This is a genomic window from Aquimarina aquimarini, assembly GCF_900299535.1.
GTDB classification, from domain to species: domain Bacteria; phylum Bacteroidota; class Bacteroidia; order Flavobacteriales; family Flavobacteriaceae; genus Aquimarina; species Aquimarina aquimarini.
The window spans coordinates 1-19580 of record NZ_OMKE01000008.1 but is presented as its reverse complement, the minus strand read 5'-3'; the positions used below and the strand labels follow the sequence as shown (position 1 = coordinate 19580).

Annotated in this window: 18 protein-coding genes; 3 read left to right on the top strand and 15 right to left on the bottom strand. The window is 31.8% G+C overall.

The features are described from left to right. The first annotated feature begins 184 nt into the window (after nt 1-184). Nucleotides 185-688 carry a hypothetical protein gene (locus tag DG508_RS03355; RefSeq protein ID WP_108866781.1) on the top strand — a complete coding sequence of 168 codons (504 nt, stop codon included), beginning with the start codon at nt 185-187 and terminating at the stop codon, nt 686-688. Nucleotides 689-759: 71 nt separating this feature from the next. Here the strand turns inward: DG508_RS03355 and DG508_RS03350 are convergent, their stop codons facing one another. The 7 genes from DG508_RS03350 to DG508_RS03320 form a co-directional block, all read right to left on the bottom strand. Beyond that, complete coding sequence (locus tag DG508_RS03350) at nt 760-1587, bottom strand: ATP-binding cassette domain-containing protein (protein WP_108866780.1); 828 nt, start codon at nt 1585-1587, stop codon at nt 760-762. Between the two features lie 4 nt (nt 1588-1591). Continuing rightward, on the bottom strand, nt 1592-2362 hold the full coding sequence (locus tag DG508_RS03345; protein ID WP_159090640.1) for an ABC transporter permease: 771 nt from the start codon (nt 2360-2362) through the stop codon (nt 1592-1594). Nucleotides 2363-2453: 91 nt separating this feature from the next. Then, nucleotides 2454-4268: an OmpA family protein gene (locus tag DG508_RS03340; RefSeq protein WP_108866778.1), complete on the bottom strand. Its 1815-nt coding sequence runs from the start codon at nt 4266-4268 to the stop codon at nt 2454-2456. Nucleotides 4269-4303: 35 nt separating this feature from the next. Continuing rightward, a complete protein-coding gene (locus DG508_RS03335; RefSeq protein WP_108866777.1) occupies nt 4304-5422 on the bottom strand; it encodes a TMEM70/TMEM186/TMEM223 family protein in 1119 nt (372 codons plus the stop codon). Between the two features lie 11 nt (nt 5423-5433). Beyond that, the gene (locus DG508_RS03330) at nt 5434-6123 is read right to left on the bottom strand and encodes a hypothetical protein (protein WP_108866776.1); all 690 of its coding nucleotides are present in this window, start codon (nt 6121-6123) and stop codon (nt 5434-5436) included. A gap of 469 nt (nt 6124-6592) precedes the next feature. Further along, on the bottom strand, nt 6593-8062 hold the full coding sequence (locus DG508_RS03325) for an AAA family ATPase (protein ID WP_199912753.1): 1470 nt from the start codon (nt 8060-8062) through the stop codon (nt 6593-6595). A 289-nt stretch (nt 8063-8351) separates the two neighbouring features. Then, complete coding sequence (locus DG508_RS03320; protein WP_108866775.1) at nt 8352-8612, bottom strand: hypothetical protein; 261 nt, start codon at nt 8610-8612, stop codon at nt 8352-8354. 241 nt (nt 8613-8853) lie between these two features. Here DG508_RS03320 and DG508_RS03315 point away from each other — a divergent pair, with 241 nt between their 5' ends. Beyond that, a complete protein-coding gene (locus DG508_RS03315; RefSeq protein WP_108866774.1) occupies nt 8854-9072 on the top strand; it encodes a hypothetical protein in 219 nt (72 codons plus the stop codon). 74 nt (nt 9073-9146) lie between these two features. Next, nucleotides 9147-10820 (top strand): hypothetical protein, encoded by a 1674-nt coding sequence (locus DG508_RS03310; RefSeq protein WP_108866773.1) that lies wholly within the window; start codon nt 9147-9149, stop codon nt 10818-10820. A 222-nt stretch (nt 10821-11042) separates the two neighbouring features. On the opposite strand, the gene DG508_RS03305 is transcribed toward DG508_RS03310, so the two are convergent. The 8 genes from DG508_RS03305 to DG508_RS03275 all read right to left on the bottom strand — a co-directional run. Beyond that, entirely contained in the window at nt 11043-11774 is a 732-nt protein-coding gene (locus tag DG508_RS03305; protein ID WP_108866772.1) for a hypothetical protein, read from the bottom strand. A 57-nt stretch (nt 11775-11831) separates the two neighbouring features. After that, nucleotides 11832-12494, bottom strand: coding sequence for a hypothetical protein (locus DG508_RS03300; RefSeq protein WP_103866704.1), 663 nt, complete (start codon nt 12492-12494; stop codon nt 11832-11834). Continuing rightward, nucleotides 12494-13471 carry a hypothetical protein gene (locus DG508_RS03295; RefSeq protein WP_108866771.1) on the bottom strand — a complete coding sequence of 326 codons (978 nt, stop codon included), beginning with the start codon at nt 13469-13471 and terminating at the stop codon, nt 12494-12496. Before DG508_RS03295 ends, DG508_RS03300 begins: the two co-directional genes overlap by 1 nt. A gap of 2 nt (nt 13472-13473) precedes the next feature. Continuing rightward, a complete protein-coding gene (locus tag DG508_RS03290) occupies nt 13474-16629 on the bottom strand; it encodes a hypothetical protein (RefSeq protein ID WP_108866770.1) in 3156 nt (1051 codons plus the stop codon). 10 nt (nt 16630-16639) lie between these two features. Continuing rightward, the gene (locus tag DG508_RS03285; RefSeq protein WP_103866707.1) at nt 16640-17128 is read right to left on the bottom strand and encodes a DUF4280 domain-containing protein; all 489 of its coding nucleotides are present in this window, start codon (nt 17126-17128) and stop codon (nt 16640-16642) included. 14 nt (nt 17129-17142) lie between these two features. Then, on the bottom strand, nt 17143-18096 hold the full coding sequence (locus DG508_RS03280) for a hypothetical protein (RefSeq protein WP_108866769.1): 954 nt from the start codon (nt 18094-18096) through the stop codon (nt 17143-17145). Between the two features lie 2 nt (nt 18097-18098). After that, entirely contained in the window at nt 18099-18257 is a 159-nt protein-coding gene (locus DG508_RS20950) for a hypothetical protein (RefSeq protein WP_158250488.1), read from the bottom strand. A gap of 2 nt (nt 18258-18259) precedes the next feature. Further along, the coding region (locus DG508_RS03275; RefSeq protein WP_108866768.1) for a type VI secretion system Vgr family protein at nt 18260-19580 on the bottom strand (1321 nt) is incomplete at its 5' end.

Sequence of the window (19580 nt, the reverse complement as noted above, 5' to 3'; positions counted from 1 at the left end):
CAAACCACAACTAACAATATTATATTCCTGCTATTTTTATTTTGGCAGCCTCCTTATCTATTATCATTTTACCACAGTTAATTTTGTTATCTCTATCAAAAAAACACACAGAATTATTCAGCTCTTTTATTATATTAGTGCTTTATTCAAAAAATATGGTATCCTCCATTAGTTATAACAAAATATGACCATACAAGAAATTATTAGCTGGTTTGCAAATAATCCAAATCTTATACTGGGTTATTTTGCAGTTATTATTATACTCTCCTTACTGGGTTTGGCTGTTGTAAACCAAAGAAACTTTAAACCGCCTATAAACTATTTTTATGGTATGCTTGTATATGCTGTAACCATTCCTGGTTTATTGGCGCTGATCATAATTTTATACAGCTTTTTCTTTTTAAAGGTTAATTTGCTTCAAGTAGATGTGCTGGCCTATTTTGTTCCTGTAATTTCAATGTTTGTCACCTTATTTATTATTAATAGAACTGTGCCTATGTCTAGAATTCCAGGATTTGATAAGCTTTCGGGTTTATTTATTATTGTTGCTATCACTTTTGTGATTACTTATATAGCGCAACGTATGTTTTTTGGAGTATTCTTTGTAGGAAGGTTTCAATATTTGATCATCTTCTTTTTGGCCTTGCTCCTGATTTTGAGAATCGCATGGAGAAAAATCACAAAATAATACCAATTATACATTAAATTATAGTTGGTATAAAAACTGATGTTTGAAACATCAAACATCAGTAACTAGTTTTAGGAGTTTAGCATTGTAGCTTTAATCTGCTTAACAACTTCTATATGATCTAATCCAAAATCTTTCCAGGCAAGGTTTAGTTCTTTCATATCGATATGTTTTACTATCGTACCGTAATCTGCTTTTTTACCATCGATAGTAGGATATCCTATTACATAAATACTATCTGCAAGCTCTACGGCCAATTCTATATCGTGGGTAGAATAAATAATGGTATTAAACTCGTGTGAAGAGGTTATCAGGTTAAATGCTTTTTTTACATCTTCGATATTACCTACATCCAATCCAGAAAAGGGTTCATCTAGCACCATATAATGTCCTGAGCATAATATTTGCTCGATAACTGCTGTACGTTGCCGTTGTCCTCCTGATAATTCACAGGGGTATTGATCTTTTGCCTGTGCCAGCCCCCAATCAGTGAGATAACTCATTATTGTTGTGTGCTTTTCTTCTTTGGTCATTTCCTTTTTTCTAAGTGCAAAAAGTAATGCCTCATACACTGTTTTATTTCTAAACAGGGTATATTTTTGATCTACAAAACCTATGTCTCCTTCATTTACCTCTTTTGCATCATTTTCTGATGCTGTCGTTGTATCTGCGATAAGCACTTTTCCTGTAGTAGGTTTTATCAATCCTGTCATGGCTCTAAATAAGGTAGATTTACCTCTACCTGATCGGCCTACAAAAGCAATTACCTGCCCTGTAACGTTTCCTTCTCTTACTACATCTTTTTCAACAAAATTAACGTCTTTTATTACTGTTTTATCACCATAAACAACGCTTAGGTCTTCTACATATAATAATGTATTATGTGTATTATAATTCATCTATTTATATTTTGGAGTATCTAAAAAAGGCTTTTCGTAAGTAATCTAATGCAAAATCTATGGATAAACCTACTAATAATATCACGATCTGTAATGCTATAATTCTACCGTGATTCATAAATTTATCAGAGTTTTTTATCAAAAACCCTAATCCTCCTGCGGCTACCAGAATGGACTCTACTGTCACCAACATCATCCATACAATTGCTAAGTTTTGCCTTATCACTTCGATTACATGATCTATTCTTCCTTTTACTACTACTTCCCACAACACTTCCCATCGACTACATTGTAACGATCGTGCGTGGTCAAATTCTTCTTGCGATATAGCACTCACCATACTTAATAATGATGTGGTAAGATAGGTACTCATAAATACAACCAACACCCATACTTGCATAGTTCTGGCATCACTAATTATAATTGCCAAATAGAATGTAATTCCTGTAAGTGGAAGATATCGTAATTTACTTAACGCCTTAGCTATAGGAGCTACAACTGGTATTGTGGATAAATAGGTAATCACTAAAGAAATAACAACTGCTATGAGTATTGCTTTTATACAAAGTAACAATGAACTTCCTATATGAACTACAAGTCCTTCATTATAAAGTTCTGTAAACCCTGTTAATACTTGCTTAGGAGAAGGAAATAGGTGTCGTTCTCCCATACTTGAAAAAAACCAAAATACGACTACCAACAGTATCCAGAAAAGAACAATAAGGAGTCTATGGTTTTTACTGATATTCTCAAAAGGTCGAAATAAATACTTCATACTAATTGTTATTAAAAAAGAAACCGTCTAATACAATGTAAAACAAGGCTAAACATTGTATTAGACGGCTTTTATTAACTAGATATCATTATTATTTTAATAGTGTAATAACTACACGTCTGTTTTTTGCTCTACCACCACCTGTAGTATTGCTTGCTACTGGTTGATCTTCTCCTTTTCCTATAACAGACTGAAAACGCGACTGAGGAATTCCTTTACTTCTTAAGAAATTTACCACCGATTGTGCACGTCTTTGTGACAGATCATAATTAGATTCTGTAGAACCTGTATTATCTGTATGTCCTTCTAATCTCAGTTTGGTATCTTCTGCCTGAATCAAAAGGTTGTAAATGGTTTCTAATGTACTTGCTGATGATCCTGAGATATTAGCACTTCCTGTATCAAAATTAATATTCCATTCACCAGATGCTAATACTTCATCTGCCTCTTTAGTATAATCTGCTTTATATGCAGAACCTGCATCGATATCATTTATATTTTTGATAAAATAAAGGTTTACTGCTTCTTCATAAGGTACTATTCTCTTTACAGATTCATTAAATCCAAAAGGATTCAGTTCGCTCAAATAAGAAGAGACTTGGTTATATACTGCTTTATAACGGTTGGTTCCATCAGTTATACCATAATACTGCATTACATCAGCATAATTAAATACTCTAGAACCTCCCATATTATAATCGATCCCATTTTTATTTCCTTTTTGTCCTTTGAACATATCATACCAATACTTTGGTGTTTCTAGATCATAGGTTTTTGCTACAGCTTCAGAAGCTCTTACTCTCCACCCATCATATTGTTTCATCTGATTAGATGCTGTCAAGGCAGATTTCAAAATATTACTTACAATATTAGGGTGTTTTACTGCCCATTCTTTTACTGCAATAACGGTTGTTGCCATCTGATTGTTAAACTCACGGGTAGATATAATATCTGTAAATCCACTTAATTCATCAAACACCATCTTATCTCCTGGAGTCCATGTAGCACATCCATCTACCTTTTTATTAATGGTCTTTCCTGTTAACTTCCCGTTTCTTACTTCTTTTAGAGGAACTGTCCAACCTGCTTTTTGTGATTTAATCAATTCTTCTGCAGATTTTATATAATCATCATCTTGTGATGGATAAAAGTTTACTGCTTCTGGGTCGTAAGTAGTAACATCTGGGTTTACTTTTAATCCATTGGCAAAAGCATAGTTTAGGGCAGTTACCCAGTCACCATCTCCTAATACTGCAGATATCAAAGCTCCTTTCATGCTTTTTGGGTCTACTTTCCAACTTGGTGGTCCTATTAGTTTATCTTCTCCATAACTTAATCCTACTGCTCCAACTACTTGTACATGATATTTATCTTTTCCAAACTTATCATCTAAAGCTTGTTGCATGGTACTGATATAGAATGGTGCTCCATCCCCCATCATCATAATAGCAAATGCACTTTTATCGGCATCAGGAAACTCTTCTCCTCTATCGAATTCTTCGATAAATTTCATTTGCATGTTTCTCAATTCAGAAAGCCAGTCTTGACGTATTATTTCAAGGTTTACCCCATTTTTTTCCATAAGAGACCCTTTTGTTGTTTTTGGTCCTCCATTGGATACAATAATACCTGACTGAGCATTCCATGCATAGGCGGCTATTTTTACTAATGGCTTATTTTTTACACTACTAGAAAGGCTATTAGAAGGTAATTCTAATTTTTCTGAAGTAGTTACATTATCTACTTCATCTTTATTTATATTTAGCTCTTCTAATTGCTTCGCTTTTCCAACTCTCAATCCTGGAGCAAAATAATACACGGCACCCAAAATTGCTCCTAGTATAATAATTACTATGATCAACTCGGATAAGGTAGTGAGTTTCTTTGTTCTTAAGATTTTACCCATTTTCTAATTTTTATTATAATTTGTATTTCAGTTAGTTAATCAAACATATTTCCAAAACCACCACTTGCCTGCTTATCTTCTGCAGAAAGTTTGTAATTTGGATTGTTATATTTTTTTGCATCAGGAATATAGTCTTTTCCTGTTTTTATTTTATCTGCCAATGTATCTAATTGTGAGTAGAGCTCATCGCTATCAATATCATACTTAGAAGTAAGCATATCGATATCTGATAAGTTTTCTTGTGTTTTTGCTATATCTAGAGCAATCGTTTCTGTTACTACATCTAGTGCATATTCCAGCTCCCAATCTTTGGTAAACAACATTGCAGATTTTGCACCATCGGTAGCTGCTTTTGCGGATTTTGCAAATTCATATTCTTTTTCCAGCATTTTGATGGTTACTTCAAAATCAGAAATTTTAATATCAATAGCTGTACCTGCTAGTGTAAGTTTTCTGTCTAACTTACCCATTACACTGGCTCTACTACCGTATTTTTGAATAAACCCTTTGCTTTGTTGTAATTGGTGGGATACTCGTTGTGATTCTGATAATTTTTTTGCCAATGCACTATGTAATTCTACATAGTCATCGGTATCTTTTCCTGCATCTCCTTTTTGTGCAACTATTTTTTCCATTCCGTTTCGGATTTTCTCGGCTTGCTTTTGCAAAGACACGATTCTATCTTGAAACTGTTCTGCTTCTTTTTCTGCTTTATGCGCTTCGACTTCCATATTACTTTTCAAAGCTTTTATTTTTGCTTTAGAGTCTTTGAAAACCTTTCTGTTTCTAAGCATTTTCTCCTTTTGTTCTTGTAATTCTCCAAAAGGATCATGTCTGATCAATGATTTATGAATTCCTCTGGTGACTCTACGCAAAAATTTAAAAATTAGCGGTAGCATCATGATAAAGAATATGACAAAAATGGCTACTCCTGCGAGTGCAATTACCTGTCCTAAAGCCGTAAACAATGGTGGAAGCACATAAATCCATGCGGCATATCCCAATCCTGCAAATAATGCAATCTTTAAAAATGCATTAAGCCCTTTTTCACCATTTCTCCATTTATTGGGGTTTAAAGATATTTCTCCTTTTTCGTCATCAAAATGTTTTAGGATTGGTAAATCCAGTACATGACTTTTTGATTCTTGATCCATTAATGTATTGGTTATAAATTATTTTTTATGCCATCAACTACGGCAACTATTGTTTCCAAAATTTTTGATCGTGCCTTATCATTGGCAACTATTTTTTGATCTATCTCTGATACTTCTGACATCAAATTGGCATCAACCGAATTAAGTAGATCTTTTTTAACACTGATCTGGTTTTGGATATCTATTAGTTTCTTTTCTAATTGAGAAACCTCAGCATTTAAACTGTCTTTTTTTGTTTTCTGAGCTTCTAAAATCTTGGTTTTCTTTGTGCTTCCCTGACTAGAATATTGTTTATGCACTTTTTCTATCTCATTGATATAAAAATCTGCCTGAGAGAGCAAACCACTTTTTGTTACATTAGAATCAACTCCTTGAGCCATCGTTAATGCCATCTTATATACAGAGGGGTCATTAGAGCCTACTGCTTTGATTGCTTTGAAAAACTCATAGAAATCATATCCTGGTTTATTCAAAGATTCAAAACCTGACTCATACATTTCTATGACAGTATTTAATACTGTATCGTTTACCAAGGTAGTTTTTGGCGGTTGTACGGGAAATTTTGAAGCTGGTTTTGTAGTTTCAGGAAAAGATTGAGTTTGAGAACGAGCTGGTTCTTTTGCCTCTTTAGTTTTTTTCTCTTCAGAATTTTCTTCATCATTGATAAAAAGACCTTTCCAGTTAAATTTTTCTTTAGACATTTATTCTATTTTTGATAAACTCATTTATTACTACTATAAAGTGATTTAAACTTTTTTCAATTCGCTATAAAAATGCCCCTTTTCACTCAATTTTTGTGTTTTTATTACTTCGTAATCCTGCTATAAAGTGTAAAAAACATTTCAATTGATCAAAAAAGTTTAAATCACTTCTATTAATCCAAGAAACAAATTTATATAAATTCTTATAAATATTATTCTTTTTTTAATCCTATGCAAGTACTGAATCCTAAGTTTTAACAAATCATATCGCTACTCTTGTTTTTTTACTCTATAAATGATCCTTACTAGTATATTCGTATATGTATGTGATCGTTTGTTACATGCTTATATACATAGCATTAATTTTTATTAGTATCCACAATGATCTAAAAATACATTTTTTTAAACTATAAACACAAAAACATACTGATAACTAACCCATTGCTGTTAGTTAATCCGATTTTTCTTACTACTCTTCGTCTTCATCAAAAAGAATAATTTCTTTTACTGTTTTTAATATTTCGGGTATATCATCCTCTGTCAAGGTCATTAATATCTCTTCTGTAATTGGTGTAATCGATACGATTCTATTGGCTTGACGTTCTATAATTTTTTCAAATAAATTTCTTATGGTTCTTGCATTTCCGAAACCTCTATGTCTTTTTTCGTATACTCTATCAAGGATTTCCATCAATTTTTCTTCTGCATCAGGAGTAAGTTTAAAATCTGCTTTTTTGGCAAATAGTTTAAAAATATCCAGTAATGCATGTGCTGTAAAATGATCAAATTCAAAATATCTATTGAATCGGGATTGTAGCCCTGGATTGGTTTGTATAAATCCTTGCATTTCATCAGGGTATCCCGCTACTACTACAACTATATTATCTCTGTGGTCTTCCATACGTTTTAGCAGGACTTCTATGGCTTCTGTACCAAAATCATTAAGTCCTCCTGAGGTAAGTGAGTATGCTTCATCTATAAATAAGACTCCTCCTAGTGCAGATTTTATAATCTCGTCTGCTTTGATCGCTGTTTGCCCTACATATCCTGCAACCATTCCGGCTCTATCGGTTTCTACCAAATGTCCTTTTTCTAGATATCCTAGATGTTTATACATTCTACCCAACATACGGGCAACGGTTGTTTTACCTGTTCCTGGAGGCCCCATAAAAACAGCATGTAGTGTATTATTTGATGCTTTTAAACCTTTTTCTTCTCTTATTTTCTGAATCTTTAAAAAGTTAGTAAGGTCTTCTACATTTTTTTTTATTGCATCCAGCCCTATAAGCTCATTGAGTTCTCCTAATACAATCTCTAGTGTATCATTCTCTGGAACTTCATTGACACTGGCTTTTTGCACAAAAATTTTAGGGTGGTTTATACGGTGGGTGGTTTGCTTTAAAAACCCTTTTTCTTTCTCATTAATTTTTCCATCGGCATTGACTATCAAAGATGCTATTCTATGTAAAAATGCTCCTATGGGTAAAAGCTGATCACTACCAATCTTTGACAATATCGATGGTAAAACGAATTCAGTTTTTAATATTTCTGCTGGTTCAAAAAAAGAAGTCTCTCTAATAGTGCTTACATTTTTATCAAACTGTGAGGATACTACCAATTGGTTGATTTTTGGCAGATCATATGCAGCACTCAAATCTTTGCCTTGTAATTTTTCGTAGAAATAAACCAGTATGAACTTAATTTTTGTTTCTATTGTATTTGAAGTTGTGTGTAGCTTTATAAAATCATCAACTATTTTTACGATATCGTGTAGCAAAACATGTTCTGCCTTGTATGCTACACCTTGTTGGGCATTGTCATGAATAGTTGAAGTAACCGTTTTTTTGAATTCATTATTGCCATTCAATTCTTTACAAATTGCTACTGCTTTATCTCCTTCTTTTTTTAATAGTTCAAGATAGGGTAATGAGATTTTCAATGCTCGTTTTTTTAAGTTTATATATAGTACTACAATCCATACCTGATTCAAATATAAAATATCTTATCCAATAGACCGCTTTATCAAAAAAATAAGAAAAATATATTACAAATAATTATAAAAAAACCATAAGCAAGGTATCACGAATAAGCTCTTAGTTATTTTTGGACTTAATAAAAGTTCTATTAATTTATCTTTTTCTTCATTATAAGCCAATACAATTGAAATAATAACAAGTAGAGTAGATCACAACATTATTTAAAATTCAATTCAGGTTTTATCATCGTATCTAATAACAATGTATTGTCCAGGAACTATTTTCAAAATCAACTTCGTGTAGTTTGATTTGAATATTGAATTTTGTTTTTCCTTTGTAGTCTATTTCCTCTGATTTCATCAAATGACCGCATTCTGTCATAAAATCATGCTTAGAGAGTTTGGATAATTGTTTCTGCTTATAAAAAGTGATAGCATACCCATAGGTTAACAGTTTGTCATTTTTTTCCCATACAGAATAGCAATAATCAGTGCCTTGAGGTTCTTGATACAAAAGAATGGTATAATCTACTAGAAACGGAGCTTGGTCTTTTTTGTATCCAGGCGGGTAGCAAATCCAGACCTCTACATAAGCAATAAAAGCTATTGTTTTTAATCTCTATTTTTCTGATATTGCGATAGATGTTTCTCTCTAATCGAATAAAATTTCATTCAAAATCAAACTTTAAAAACTAAAACAAATATTTAGAGACAGAAACTGAAAAATTAAAATAAACCATTAGAAATAAGTGTTTATGAAAAAACAAAAGCCTTATTCTAGGGGATACCAAAAAACAAATGAACTAACAGAGATTTCTAATCAAGCAAAACGGCTTGTAAAAAATCCTATGATAAAAGATCTTCTAGTAATAGGAGCTGTTTATGGGTTACTTTTTATCTCCAAGTATATTATAAAAGAATATGCAGAGGTAGTTGTGGCATCTAAAAAGCTGAGAGATGCTTATAGACTATAATTTAATAGAAAAAAACACCTTCTAAACGTTTATAGATAAGTATTTGAGAGACTTTGTGAGTTCACTGTATTAATATGATAGAAAAAAGAATTGCATCGGTTAAGGAGTCTATGCTCAACAATACTTCTTTAACCAAATCAGACAGAATATGGTTGAATGAACAAAAAAGGTTCTACGCAAAAAAACCAGAAAGCTTTAGTGTAATAAAACTAGAATTATTAGACTCTCTCAATCCTTATCTGGGATATAATTGGAAAGAAGGCTTAAATCTTAAAGAACAGGCTCAGAAAAAGAATGTAGAAGATATTTATCAAGCCATGAAGGAGGGAAAGCCACTTTCTGGAAGATTAATAGATTGGTTGAATGCTAAGAAAAATATTTATCATAAAACCCCTGACAAACTTGATGATAAACTTATTAAATTATTGGATAGCCTAAACCCTGTATTGGGTCGGGATTGGAGAGAGCCTTTTCGATTCCGTGAGCAACACTCAAATACAATGCTGCTTAAGCTTTCTTCTTCCTTAAAAAGTAAAAGAAAACCAGAAAAAACGGTAACAAAATGGCTTGTAAGACAAGGCTATAGTTATCGAAAAAACCCAGATACATTTAGAAAGAGTATCAAGGATAAATTAGATGCTTTGATTCCTCTATTAGGTTATGATTGGAAACTCCTTAGACGTAATGAGACAATATCGTTTGAGAAAAAGGTAGCAATAATCAAAAGAAAATTGCAGAAAAAAAGAAAACTAGATCAGAAGGAAAAAAGATGGTTAGCACATTATAGAAGAAAATATCACAAAGACCCATATACATATCCACAAGAACACATTACTGTATTAAATACTCTCAATGCATTTCTTGCAATTCCTTGGCAAGAATATGCCACAACAAAACCAAAGCCGAATAAACATTTTAAAGATTGGGTAAACGAAATTAAAGAACAAAAATTACCGTATCATTTACTTTCTGTAAAACAGAAAGACTACCTTAGAAAACAGCGTCAAAGGTATTTAAGTAACAAAAAAAAATACCCTCCAACTCAATTAATAGCCCTTAATAGTTTAAATGAAATATTGGAAAGAGATTGGAAAAAAAAGATCAAAAAAAGTAAAAAACCAATCCCGTTTCATAAACAGATAAAAGCAATTAAAGTTAAATTGCAAAGCAAAACTGAGTTGTCTTATAATGAAAAAAATCTTATTTCTCGTTCCAGAAATCTATACCATAAAGATAGCGTTTCACCTGAGAGAATAGAACAACTTAACACGTTGAGCTCTTTACTGGGTTACGACTGGAAAGATCCTTCGCGCCTAAGAAAAGACACTAAAACCTTTAAAGAACGGATAGCAGTTATAAAGGAGTGCTTAGAAAGCAATAAAGAATTACCATCAAGACAAAAAAAATGGCTTGATTATCATCGTGCACGCTATCTCAAGTCTCCAGATAATTATCCTGCTGATAAAATTTTTATACTGGATACTCTCAACCCATTATTAAAAAGAGATTGGAAGGTGAAAATTATAAATGTTAAAGAAAAAATTAGTTTTAAAGAGTCTATTGTAAAAGTCAGACAACAATTAATTGCTAAAAAAGAATTAACCGAAAAACAAAAAGCATGGCTTAATCTACAGCGATCATATTATAAAAAAAACACCCACTTAATGACAGAAAGCAAAATAAAATCTCTAGATTCTTTAAATATTCTATTAAAATATGATTGGAAAATGTATAAGCATGAAAGGTAGAACAACTAGAATTAAATTTTGATAGATAGTATCTCACTAAGTGTGTAAAGTTTAAAATATCGAGGGTAGTAACCTTTGATATTTTGTTGATTAATTTTAAATTTTACATACAATAAACAAAGAAGATTTATTAAACGACGAATTTCTAAAACAATTCAAGACAGGAGAAGAGTTAACCTCTTTCTCAAAACCTATCCAAAAACGGAGCATAGAAAGTCTATACTACTTTTTTTCTTCTATAATCACTTTACGATACGCCCAACTTACCCAAGAAAATAAAATTAAAAAGAAAATACTAAGTAATGAATATATTATTCTATTCTCAGAGGAGGTTATACCGAATAAAAGTTTTATAATATAGTATATACAAATAGTAATAATACTTAAAAAGATAAAAGGAAGAAATATTTTCAGAGCTAAGAATTGAGTTTTTTTGATTATCGTTTTGCCAGATAAAAAATTTAGTATATATAGAATACTACAAATAATTATAAAAAGAACCCACAAACAAGATATAATGAATAAGCTACTGGTTATTTTTGAACTTAATGATACTTCAATTAATTTATCTTTTTCTTCATTATAAGCTAATTTAATAGAATCACCAATAGTGTATGTCCTATATGGAGATTGATCAATTTCTTGTGTCACTCCTGAAACTATTACAGTTTTCACAATGACTTTTTGTTCATAATTTTCTGTAGACTCATCCCAAACACTATAGATATCAATTATTTCTCCTTCCCGTACCTTTAACGTTAACTGATCAGATAACTTGCTTAAAAAAACAGGAAATAACAAATAACAATATCCGATAGCAATAAAATACATCACAAAAATATAAATTATATTGCCTAGTCTAGATGAGAAGAACAACCATTTTTTGGGAATTTTTGAATACAAACCTATCGCTAACAGCAATGATACAAGAGTAATTATAATAAACGATATCATAATTTTATAATGTTAGCAACAAAAATGATTTGCCCATTTTAAAGGAATATTTTTCTTCTAATGATGATTTTCATCATCCATGACTGGAACAGTTTCTTCCCCATCTTCTAATTGACCTAATTTTTTTCTTTGGTTTTTTAATATTTTAAGGTCTTCTTTATTGAAATAATAATACAGCTCCATTAATAGAAAAATCTTAAAATTTTCATCTTTAAAATATGTATCAGAATATACCTCCTTAACTATGGCTTTATAAAACTTATATTCTTCTTTTTTTGTTTTAAATTCAATTTTACTATTCATTCTTAAAGAATCAATTTTTTTGAAGAATATTACATCAGCTTTGGCTAGTTGTTTAAAAATACTAAGTTCCCTAATTCTTTTGGATTTCTTTTGAAAACAATGATCATTTTCTGCAAGAAATTGCGTTGTGATTTGATTATTATGGTATATTTTATTTATTATTTCTACTTGAGAAGAATCAAACTCTCTATCATAATTATTAAATAGAGAGATTGTATACAAATCCCAATAAATTTCACTTCTCTTATTAATTATTTCATTTGCTACCAATTCTTTTTCTAAATAAGAAAACCATTCTTCACTGGTTTTCTCACTATCAAAGCATGAAAACAATAAGGATTTATCTTCTTGTTGTGCGCAACCACTTAGGCAACAACATAACCCTGAAAAAACAAGTAATTTATATATCGATTTCATTATCTAATAATTTCTAATGGCCCTCCTGTTTTTGGACGGTGAAGATTAATTATTAATGATGTTCTATAGTAATAATCCCCCTTTATATATTTGATTCGCATAGCATTTTTTCCTTTAAGGTTATTATCAATTCTCATTAATGTCACTACTCTTCCATTACCATAAAATTGCATTTTATAATTTTCTAGAGGTTCTGTTTTAACACCTTTTAATTCAAAATATTTCTTGTAATTATCTAAATCTTCTTTTACGGATAAGCTATCAGCATATACTGCTTGTGCCATTTCTTTTTGTTTGGTATAAATCATAGAAAATAAGGTTTCTTCATCTTTATCCACAATCGCTTGTCCATATTTTTCATGTATGGTAATTACTTCATCTAATAATATATCAGGATCTTCTTTGGTCAAATCTTGTGATTCTGACCACCCTGTCATGGTATAGGGTACTTTTGCCTCAAATGTACCTGTGTACTCTACATAAGGTAATCCGTGCCCTGCAAAGATGGGTACATTTTCTGCCCCCTCGTCATTAGTTCCCTTTATGGTAGGGGTGGTAAAGGTAAATCCTTCATCCAAAGTATCGATCCCACCTCCTTCTTTAAAACGTACACCCGATACCACTAATTTAAAAGATGTTTTTTTTACCAAACTATCCATAAAAGTACCATCTTGTTTCTTTTGAGGATATAAACGTATGGTATAGGTTTGTAATCCTGGCTTAAGAATATCATAATTGATAGGAAAACTAGTACCGATACCTCCAGTATCGTAGTAGGTGTACACTTCCATATCATTTACCAAAAGTTCAAAACTACAATCACTACTATAAAAATCAGCATGATAGTTAATGGCTTCATTTCTATATTGTACTTCTTTATAGACTTGGCTTATTTTTTGTGTCATTTCTTTAGTTTCCTTTTGTTGTGCGCAACTGCTTATATTTATGGCTAGTAAGCAGATGATTAGGTTTTTCATAATTAATTATCGTTAAAATAAAATTTAGTTATAGGTTGTGCTTCTTGCTTATCAATCACTCGATACTTAAACTCTGATTTACCGCCTACTTTCTTCTCTTTAGAGGGTTCTTTTGAATTTCCTGAAGTGGTTTCTTCAACACGTTCTCCTTTTTCTTCACCTTTTGAAACTTTAACCTCTGCAACGGCGTACCCAATTAGTTCAAGTCCTTCAAAGGTATTCTTTATATCCATATAAAATCCTTTTTGATCAGCTGCAATTTTGGCATGAACAGAATCTGATGCGGTAGCACTAATCCCTATTGCTCCTGTAAGTATTACTTGATGCTTTAAGACACGAGCTGTTTTTACAGCTTTAATACTGGCTTCTAGCTTTATGGTTAGGTTTCCTTTTAGGGTAGCGACTTCTGCACCAGATGATTTTGCGGTATCAGGTTCAAAACTATTTTCTCCTGTAAGGGTATTGATTTCTCCTTGTATATATCCCCCAAAAGTACCTGTAGCTGTTAGATCACAAGTAATAGCACTACCATCTCCCATCATACTCATCGCAATATCAGCAGCTGCAATTAATGCTAACACTGCTGGATGTGCTCTTTGTGCTAATGCCAGAAAATCTAATTTAATTTCTAATCCTATTAGAGGACTTGCACTTATTTTACCTCTAACTACAGTACCTACCTTATGTCCCATATTTGTGGTAATATTGGCATTGGTAGTTTTGGTTCCTTTTAGATACCAATCAAAGGCAAAGGATAGACTAGGGTAGATAATTCTGAAAGTAACTAAATTACGATTGATATCGATCCCTGCTTTTTCTCCTTTCTTTTTTAAGCTTTGTTGTAGGTTATCACGATTTCTGTATCGTTTTAATAATTTTTCTTTATCCTTTGATCTTTGTTTATCAAGTGCTTTTTGTGATGGATATTTATCTCTAGGATAATTCTTGTTTTTTAGATGCTTTATTTCTTTTTCATTATCCTGTAATTTGTCTAACGCCTTTTTTACATCGGGTTGATTGTTAATTTTTATCTGATCTTCTTTTTCTTTTTTTCTTGCAGCTTTTTTTGCTTTTCTTAGAGCTTCTTGATGTTTCTCATCAGGTTCATCATGATCAGATTCAGGGTCTTTTTTGTTCCCTAATATGGTCTCTTTGATAAATCCACCAATATCATTAAAGTTATCCATAATAGGACTTATCACTTTTTTGAAAGGGGCAGAGAGATCATATTCATCTTGTTTTGCAAAAGCAGTTTTATCAGAAAACTCACCATACTCTTTATTACGATTGAAAGCCACTTTTAGCCCAAAATCCCAAGAACCATCACCACTTTTTATAAATCCTTTGGTAGCATTCTCTTTTTCTTTATTGGTTTGTCTTGTACTATTACCCCACCCCATTTGTTTTGATTTGTCTACCTGGTTAAGGTTAAGGTATACCGACCATTTTACATTAGGATATGTATTGATTATAATACCTCGATTATACCTACAACTCTGCGCAGTGATTGAATATGGGTGTGGCTTGATACCTCCTGTCCATAAATATCGTAATATAAACGGCAGAGGTGTTGATAGCCCCCATAACTTTATAGAATCGGTATTGTATGGATATAAAGCATAAAAAACAAGCTTTGTTTCTGTATGTTCTAATACTTCTACTATCTTGTCATCTACTATTTGTCCTTCATTAGTCCTTTTTAAAGTTACATTATTTGTGCTCACATTATATCCAAGCTCTGTAGACATTTTTTTTAGCTGTTCTTCAAGAAAGTTACCTATCTCATTTTTTTTATCTGATTCGATTACTCTTTTAATGAACTCATCAGCTATATTAAAAACAAGCATATTATCTTTATGCGCATTTCCTGTGGTTGTTTTTGGGACATTTTCTGAGACACAAGCTTTTGGCATTGTGCCTTCTTTATCATCAGAATTTATCAAATCTATAATTACTTTTCTTCTATGTCCATTACCTCCTGTTACAACTTCATAAGGTTCAAAAACAGGTTTATTAAGTGGTTCTTCTTCAAAAGCTACATATGTTCTCTGCTTTTTGTCTTTTTTGGTTTTTGAATCTAAATTAAATTCGCTAATCTCTATATACTTATAATGACAAGGTTCTGTTCCTTTAGCTTCCTTAAGAACGCTATCTTCAATGATTACTGTTTTGGGATCATAATCTGGTCTAGATTCCTCTAGTTCATATGGTTTTGGTAATCTTACTTGTAAAGGTTCTGAAATATAATTTGGGTCATATCGGTTTGGTTTTAAACCAAGCATCACTTCGCGTATTGCATATTTTTCTAATCTAGGATGATCTACCAATATTCTTAACTCTATAGAGTCCCCCCACATTGTTTTGTGTTTTCCCCAAGTTTCACTTAAAGAGATCAAAAAAGTAAGTGTTCCATCTACACCAATAGTTTGGTTATATTTTTGAAAAATATCATAATTATCAGGAAATACTAAACGATCATGTATTGAAGTACCTTTCCATCTAACAACTTCTTCTCCATTTTTTCTGTTATGATTAGTTATTCTTTCTCTAGAATGTATTTCTCCCTCGTCTTCATAGAGTAAACTAGTATCCCCCCAACGGTCGTCCCATATAGAAACCTTAACTAACTCTTCATTGAGTCCTGTTGTCTCTAACTTTAACAAAACCCATTGCCCCAGATACTTTTCTTCTGTTATCTCACTACCATCTGGGTTTAGCCAAGTAGCTTTTACAGTTGGCGGTGGTGGTTCAAAAGAGATAATCATACTTAAATTATCTGTAGTGTAACAACCAGTCTCAAAATTCGAAGTTTCTTTAAAAGCTTCTATCCAATATCCTTGTTTTGACTTATACCCTTCATTTACAGCAATTGAAACTGTTTTTCTACTAGCTCTATCAGTGGGTTTTTTATCAATCCCATCTACTGTTTTTTGCCATTGAAAAGATGTTCCTGATTCAATATCCCAAAGATCCCATAAAAAACCTTGAAATAAATCTTTTCCCAGAGCAGACACCATTGCTTCAGTTTGGTATAGTTCAAGTTTTATCTTTGCGCTATCTTTTAATATCAGATGTCTATTCGTTTCATTCCAACTTACTACTTTTTCGGGATTTTTTAAGTCCTCTTCTATAACTCGTATACCAAAACCTCTAATCATTGTATAAATATTAACTTAGTTGAATACATCCAAAAGGGTCTATATTTTCTATTCTATTTGGGTCAATAAGTGGATTTAGTTGACTTTGTACAATCTCATTTGCTTCTTGTACTTCTGTGTTAGATACAGATGGTTGTTGCCCATGCATTATAAATTCAACACAAGGAGTGCCCGCAATTGCGCATATTCCTTTGCTATCCTCTACGAGTACTTGTCCTTGATTACTTAAAGTTACTTTATCATAAAAATCTTGCCAAGTAGTTATACTAGGAATACAAGGTAAATATCCACTAGAGCTTGGCTGTAGTTTGCATTGACCAAAAGTACCTTTTTCTAATGGAATACCTATATCCATAGTAGAAGCAATTAATTTCTCAGCTCCTTCTGCATCATTCACATATTCATTGGGAGCACTCAACACTTTTAATTTATCAGGAGTAAAACCGTTTTTACACTGGCATAATGCTCCATTACATACTATATGTCCTGTTACACTCATATTTTTATTTAGTTTTACAATTCATTAATTATTATGGTAGTAGAAATGTTATTTCCATCTAGATTTATCGTTACTGTAGACCTACAGAATTTAAGCATCCCTGTTTTTCTATCCAGATCATATTGTAGATTACAATTACCTTGAGGAATTGTTTTTTCTTTAGAAACCTGCATATTAAATCTTTTTTTATTTTTAAGATCCACTATGCTTCTATTATCTGCTATTTCTCCTTTATATTCTACTTTTACTGTATTATATTCTGTATAATATTTTTGCACAGTTTGTACCCCCACATATCGTATTGAATTTGTAAAAGGAATTATAGGAAAATTAAATACTACTTCAGATTTTAGATTCTTGTCATACGCTCTAGTTTCAGCAATATGTTTTAATAGAGATAAGAAAATATCTTGTCCTAAAGCTCTATTCATAGAATTTACATTTTCTATTATCTTTCCTGTGGCTGTTACATACTTAGCGACGTATTCTCCTTGAAACTTATTTAATATTTCTTTTTTTAGCTTATTCCATCGTTCCTTAATTTCTATAGGATTTTTTATTTTGTAGTCCAAAAAACCAATTACAATAGGGTACAGAACTCCTCCACAGATATTTGCTAATTCTTCTATAGTCGTATTTGGTAGTTCGTTGTTTATGTAAATGTCACTTTTATTTATTTGATAACAATATTCTCCCTCTTTAGTATGGGTTGTCTGTATTTTAGTTTCAAAATCAAGCTGTTGAGCTTTTGAATTATTTTCTTCTTGAATAATTCTAACTCCATATGTAAGATTTGCCTCTTTGGTTAAATAAGGTAGATAACAAATCCCAGGAGCATCTATTGGTGATACAATTAAAGAAGAATAGTTACCCTGAGAAATTGTTATCACTTTTTCTTTCTTTTTATTAATAGTATTAGAGTACTCGGGGAGATCTTCTTCATTTAAAAATGACAACCTTCGTTTCATTATTACAATCCTTTTTTAATAAATTTAACCCCACCGTTTTCACCCTTCATAATAATTTTCTTGGCAGTAGTTAGTTCGATATTGCCATCATGAGCATTCCACACAATACTTTCTGCTTTTTCTATATATTTTTTACAAGTTTTAATAATCATTCCTGCCATAATTAAAATAATTTTATTTTATCATTACTATTATTTACAACTTGATTAGAACTGTTTAATTCTATATTTTCTACAGTACTATTTGCATTAATTTTATCAGCGTTGGTTTCAATATTTTTTGCTTTTGTTTCCATATTTTCATCAGCAGTATGATATAAATTAGATGCAGTTAAATTATGATCTTTAGTTATATTTTCGTTCTTAAAACCACTAACATTTACATTCATATCTTCTGCTACTTCAATAGACAGGTTTTTAGATCTAAGAATCATTTCTTCTGGTGCAGATATAGTAATACGTCCGTTTGAAGTATCTAAACATATTAAATTATTCCTTTTATCAGAAATAGTAATCATTTCTGCCCCATTACTATCATCTAGAGTAATCGTGTGCTGACTCTTTGTTCTAATTGCTTTTATATCATTATTCTGTGATTGCCAAGGTGATGGATTTTGACTACCATTATACAAAGCACCTAGTACAAAGGGGCGTTCTGCATTACCACCTTCAAATCCTAACATTACCTCTTCATTGATCTCTGGGATAAAATGAAATCCTTTGTCTGCGCCTGCATGTGGGGTTATCATACGTAACCAAGGTGTACGCTCTCCTAATGGTTTCTGCCATGCAAATTGTACTCTAATTCTTCCTAATCCATCTGGGTCGGAATTCTCTACTACAGTGGCGGTTTGTGTTTCACTTTTTGGAAATTTGTAGATATCCATCTTAGGGTAAGCATCAAAATTGGCATCTACTGCCTCAAACTCATTTTTGTATACACCGCCTTCTACATTGGTATGTACTATTTTGGTAACTCTATAACTACCATGACCATTGATCCTTATGATTTGCCCCAAACAAACTCCTGGGTTATCACTACCGCCTTTTGCTATAATTTGCTGTATCGCTCTACTTTTTGTATAGGCTTCTACCTGAGCATCTAATCGAGGCTTCATAGTAGCATCTGTATACAAGGGATTGTATATGCGTGTTTGTTTATTGTATAATTCTCTAGATTTGCTATCTGCAAAGCCATGATAGCCTTCTGAAGGTATGCTCACTTCGCTGCTATTTTTCTGATGTTGTTTATTTGCGATATAATCATTGGTGAAATAAGAAGCATTATTTGGCATAGGTTCCATATTGATACTGAACTCTTTGAGATCAATACCATAAGACAATGCTATTTCTTCTGTAGAGGGTCTACCAAATATCAATTGCTTACCATCATAGTAAAACCACTGGTTGTAATAGGCAGATAATCTACTTGCATAGGCAAAATCACTCTCATTATGTTGTACACTATAATGAATAGTACTGCTA

Excerpts from the sequence above, each read along its gene's own strand:
- DG508_RS03355 (WP_108866781.1), top strand. The coding sequence starts at position 185 with ATGACCATACAAGAAATTATTAGCTGGTTTGCAAATAATCCAAATCTT.
- DG508_RS03350 (WP_108866780.1), bottom strand. The coding sequence starts at position 1,587 with ATGAATTATAATACACATAATACATTATTATATGTAGAAGACCTAAGC.
- DG508_RS03345 (WP_159090640.1), bottom strand. The coding sequence starts at position 2,362 with ATGAAGTATTTATTTCGACCTTTTGAGAATATCAGTAAAAACCATAGA.
- DG508_RS03340 (WP_108866778.1), bottom strand. The coding sequence starts at position 4,268 with ATGGGTAAAATCTTAAGAACAAAGAAACTCACTACCTTATCCGAGTTG.
- DG508_RS03335 (WP_108866777.1), bottom strand. The coding sequence starts at position 5,422 with ATGGATCAAGAATCAAAAAGTCATGTACTGGATTTACCAATCCTAAAA.
- DG508_RS03330 (WP_108866776.1), bottom strand. The coding sequence starts at position 6,123 with ATGTCTAAAGAAAAATTTAACTGGAAAGGTCTTTTTATCAATGATGAA.
- DG508_RS03315 (WP_108866774.1), top strand. The coding sequence starts at position 8,854 with ATGAAAAAACAAAAGCCTTATTCTAGGGGATACCAAAAAACAAATGAA.
- DG508_RS03310 (WP_108866773.1), top strand. The coding sequence starts at position 9,147 with ATGATAGAAAAAAGAATTGCATCGGTTAAGGAGTCTATGCTCAACAAT.
- DG508_RS03305 (WP_108866772.1), bottom strand. The coding sequence starts at position 11,774 with ATGATATCGTTTATTATAATTACTCTTGTATCATTGCTGTTAGCGATA.
- DG508_RS03300 (WP_103866704.1), bottom strand. The coding sequence starts at position 12,494 with ATGAAATCGATATATAAATTACTTGTTTTTTCAGGGTTATGTTGTTGC.
- DG508_RS03295 (WP_108866771.1), bottom strand. The coding sequence starts at position 13,471 with ATGAAAAACCTAATCATCTGCTTACTAGCCATAAATATAAGCAGTTGC.
- DG508_RS03290 (WP_108866770.1), bottom strand. The coding sequence starts at position 16,629 with ATGATTAGAGGTTTTGGTATACGAGTTATAGAAGAGGACTTAAAAAAT.
- DG508_RS03285 (WP_103866707.1), bottom strand. The coding sequence starts at position 17,128 with ATGAGTGTAACAGGACATATAGTATGTAATGGAGCATTATGCCAGTGT.
- DG508_RS03280 (WP_108866769.1), bottom strand. The coding sequence starts at position 18,096 with ATGAAACGAAGGTTGTCATTTTTAAATGAAGAAGATCTCCCCGAGTAC.
- DG508_RS20950 (WP_158250488.1), bottom strand. The coding sequence starts at position 18,257 with ATGGCAGGAATGATTATTAAAACTTGTAAAAAATATATAGAAAAAGCA.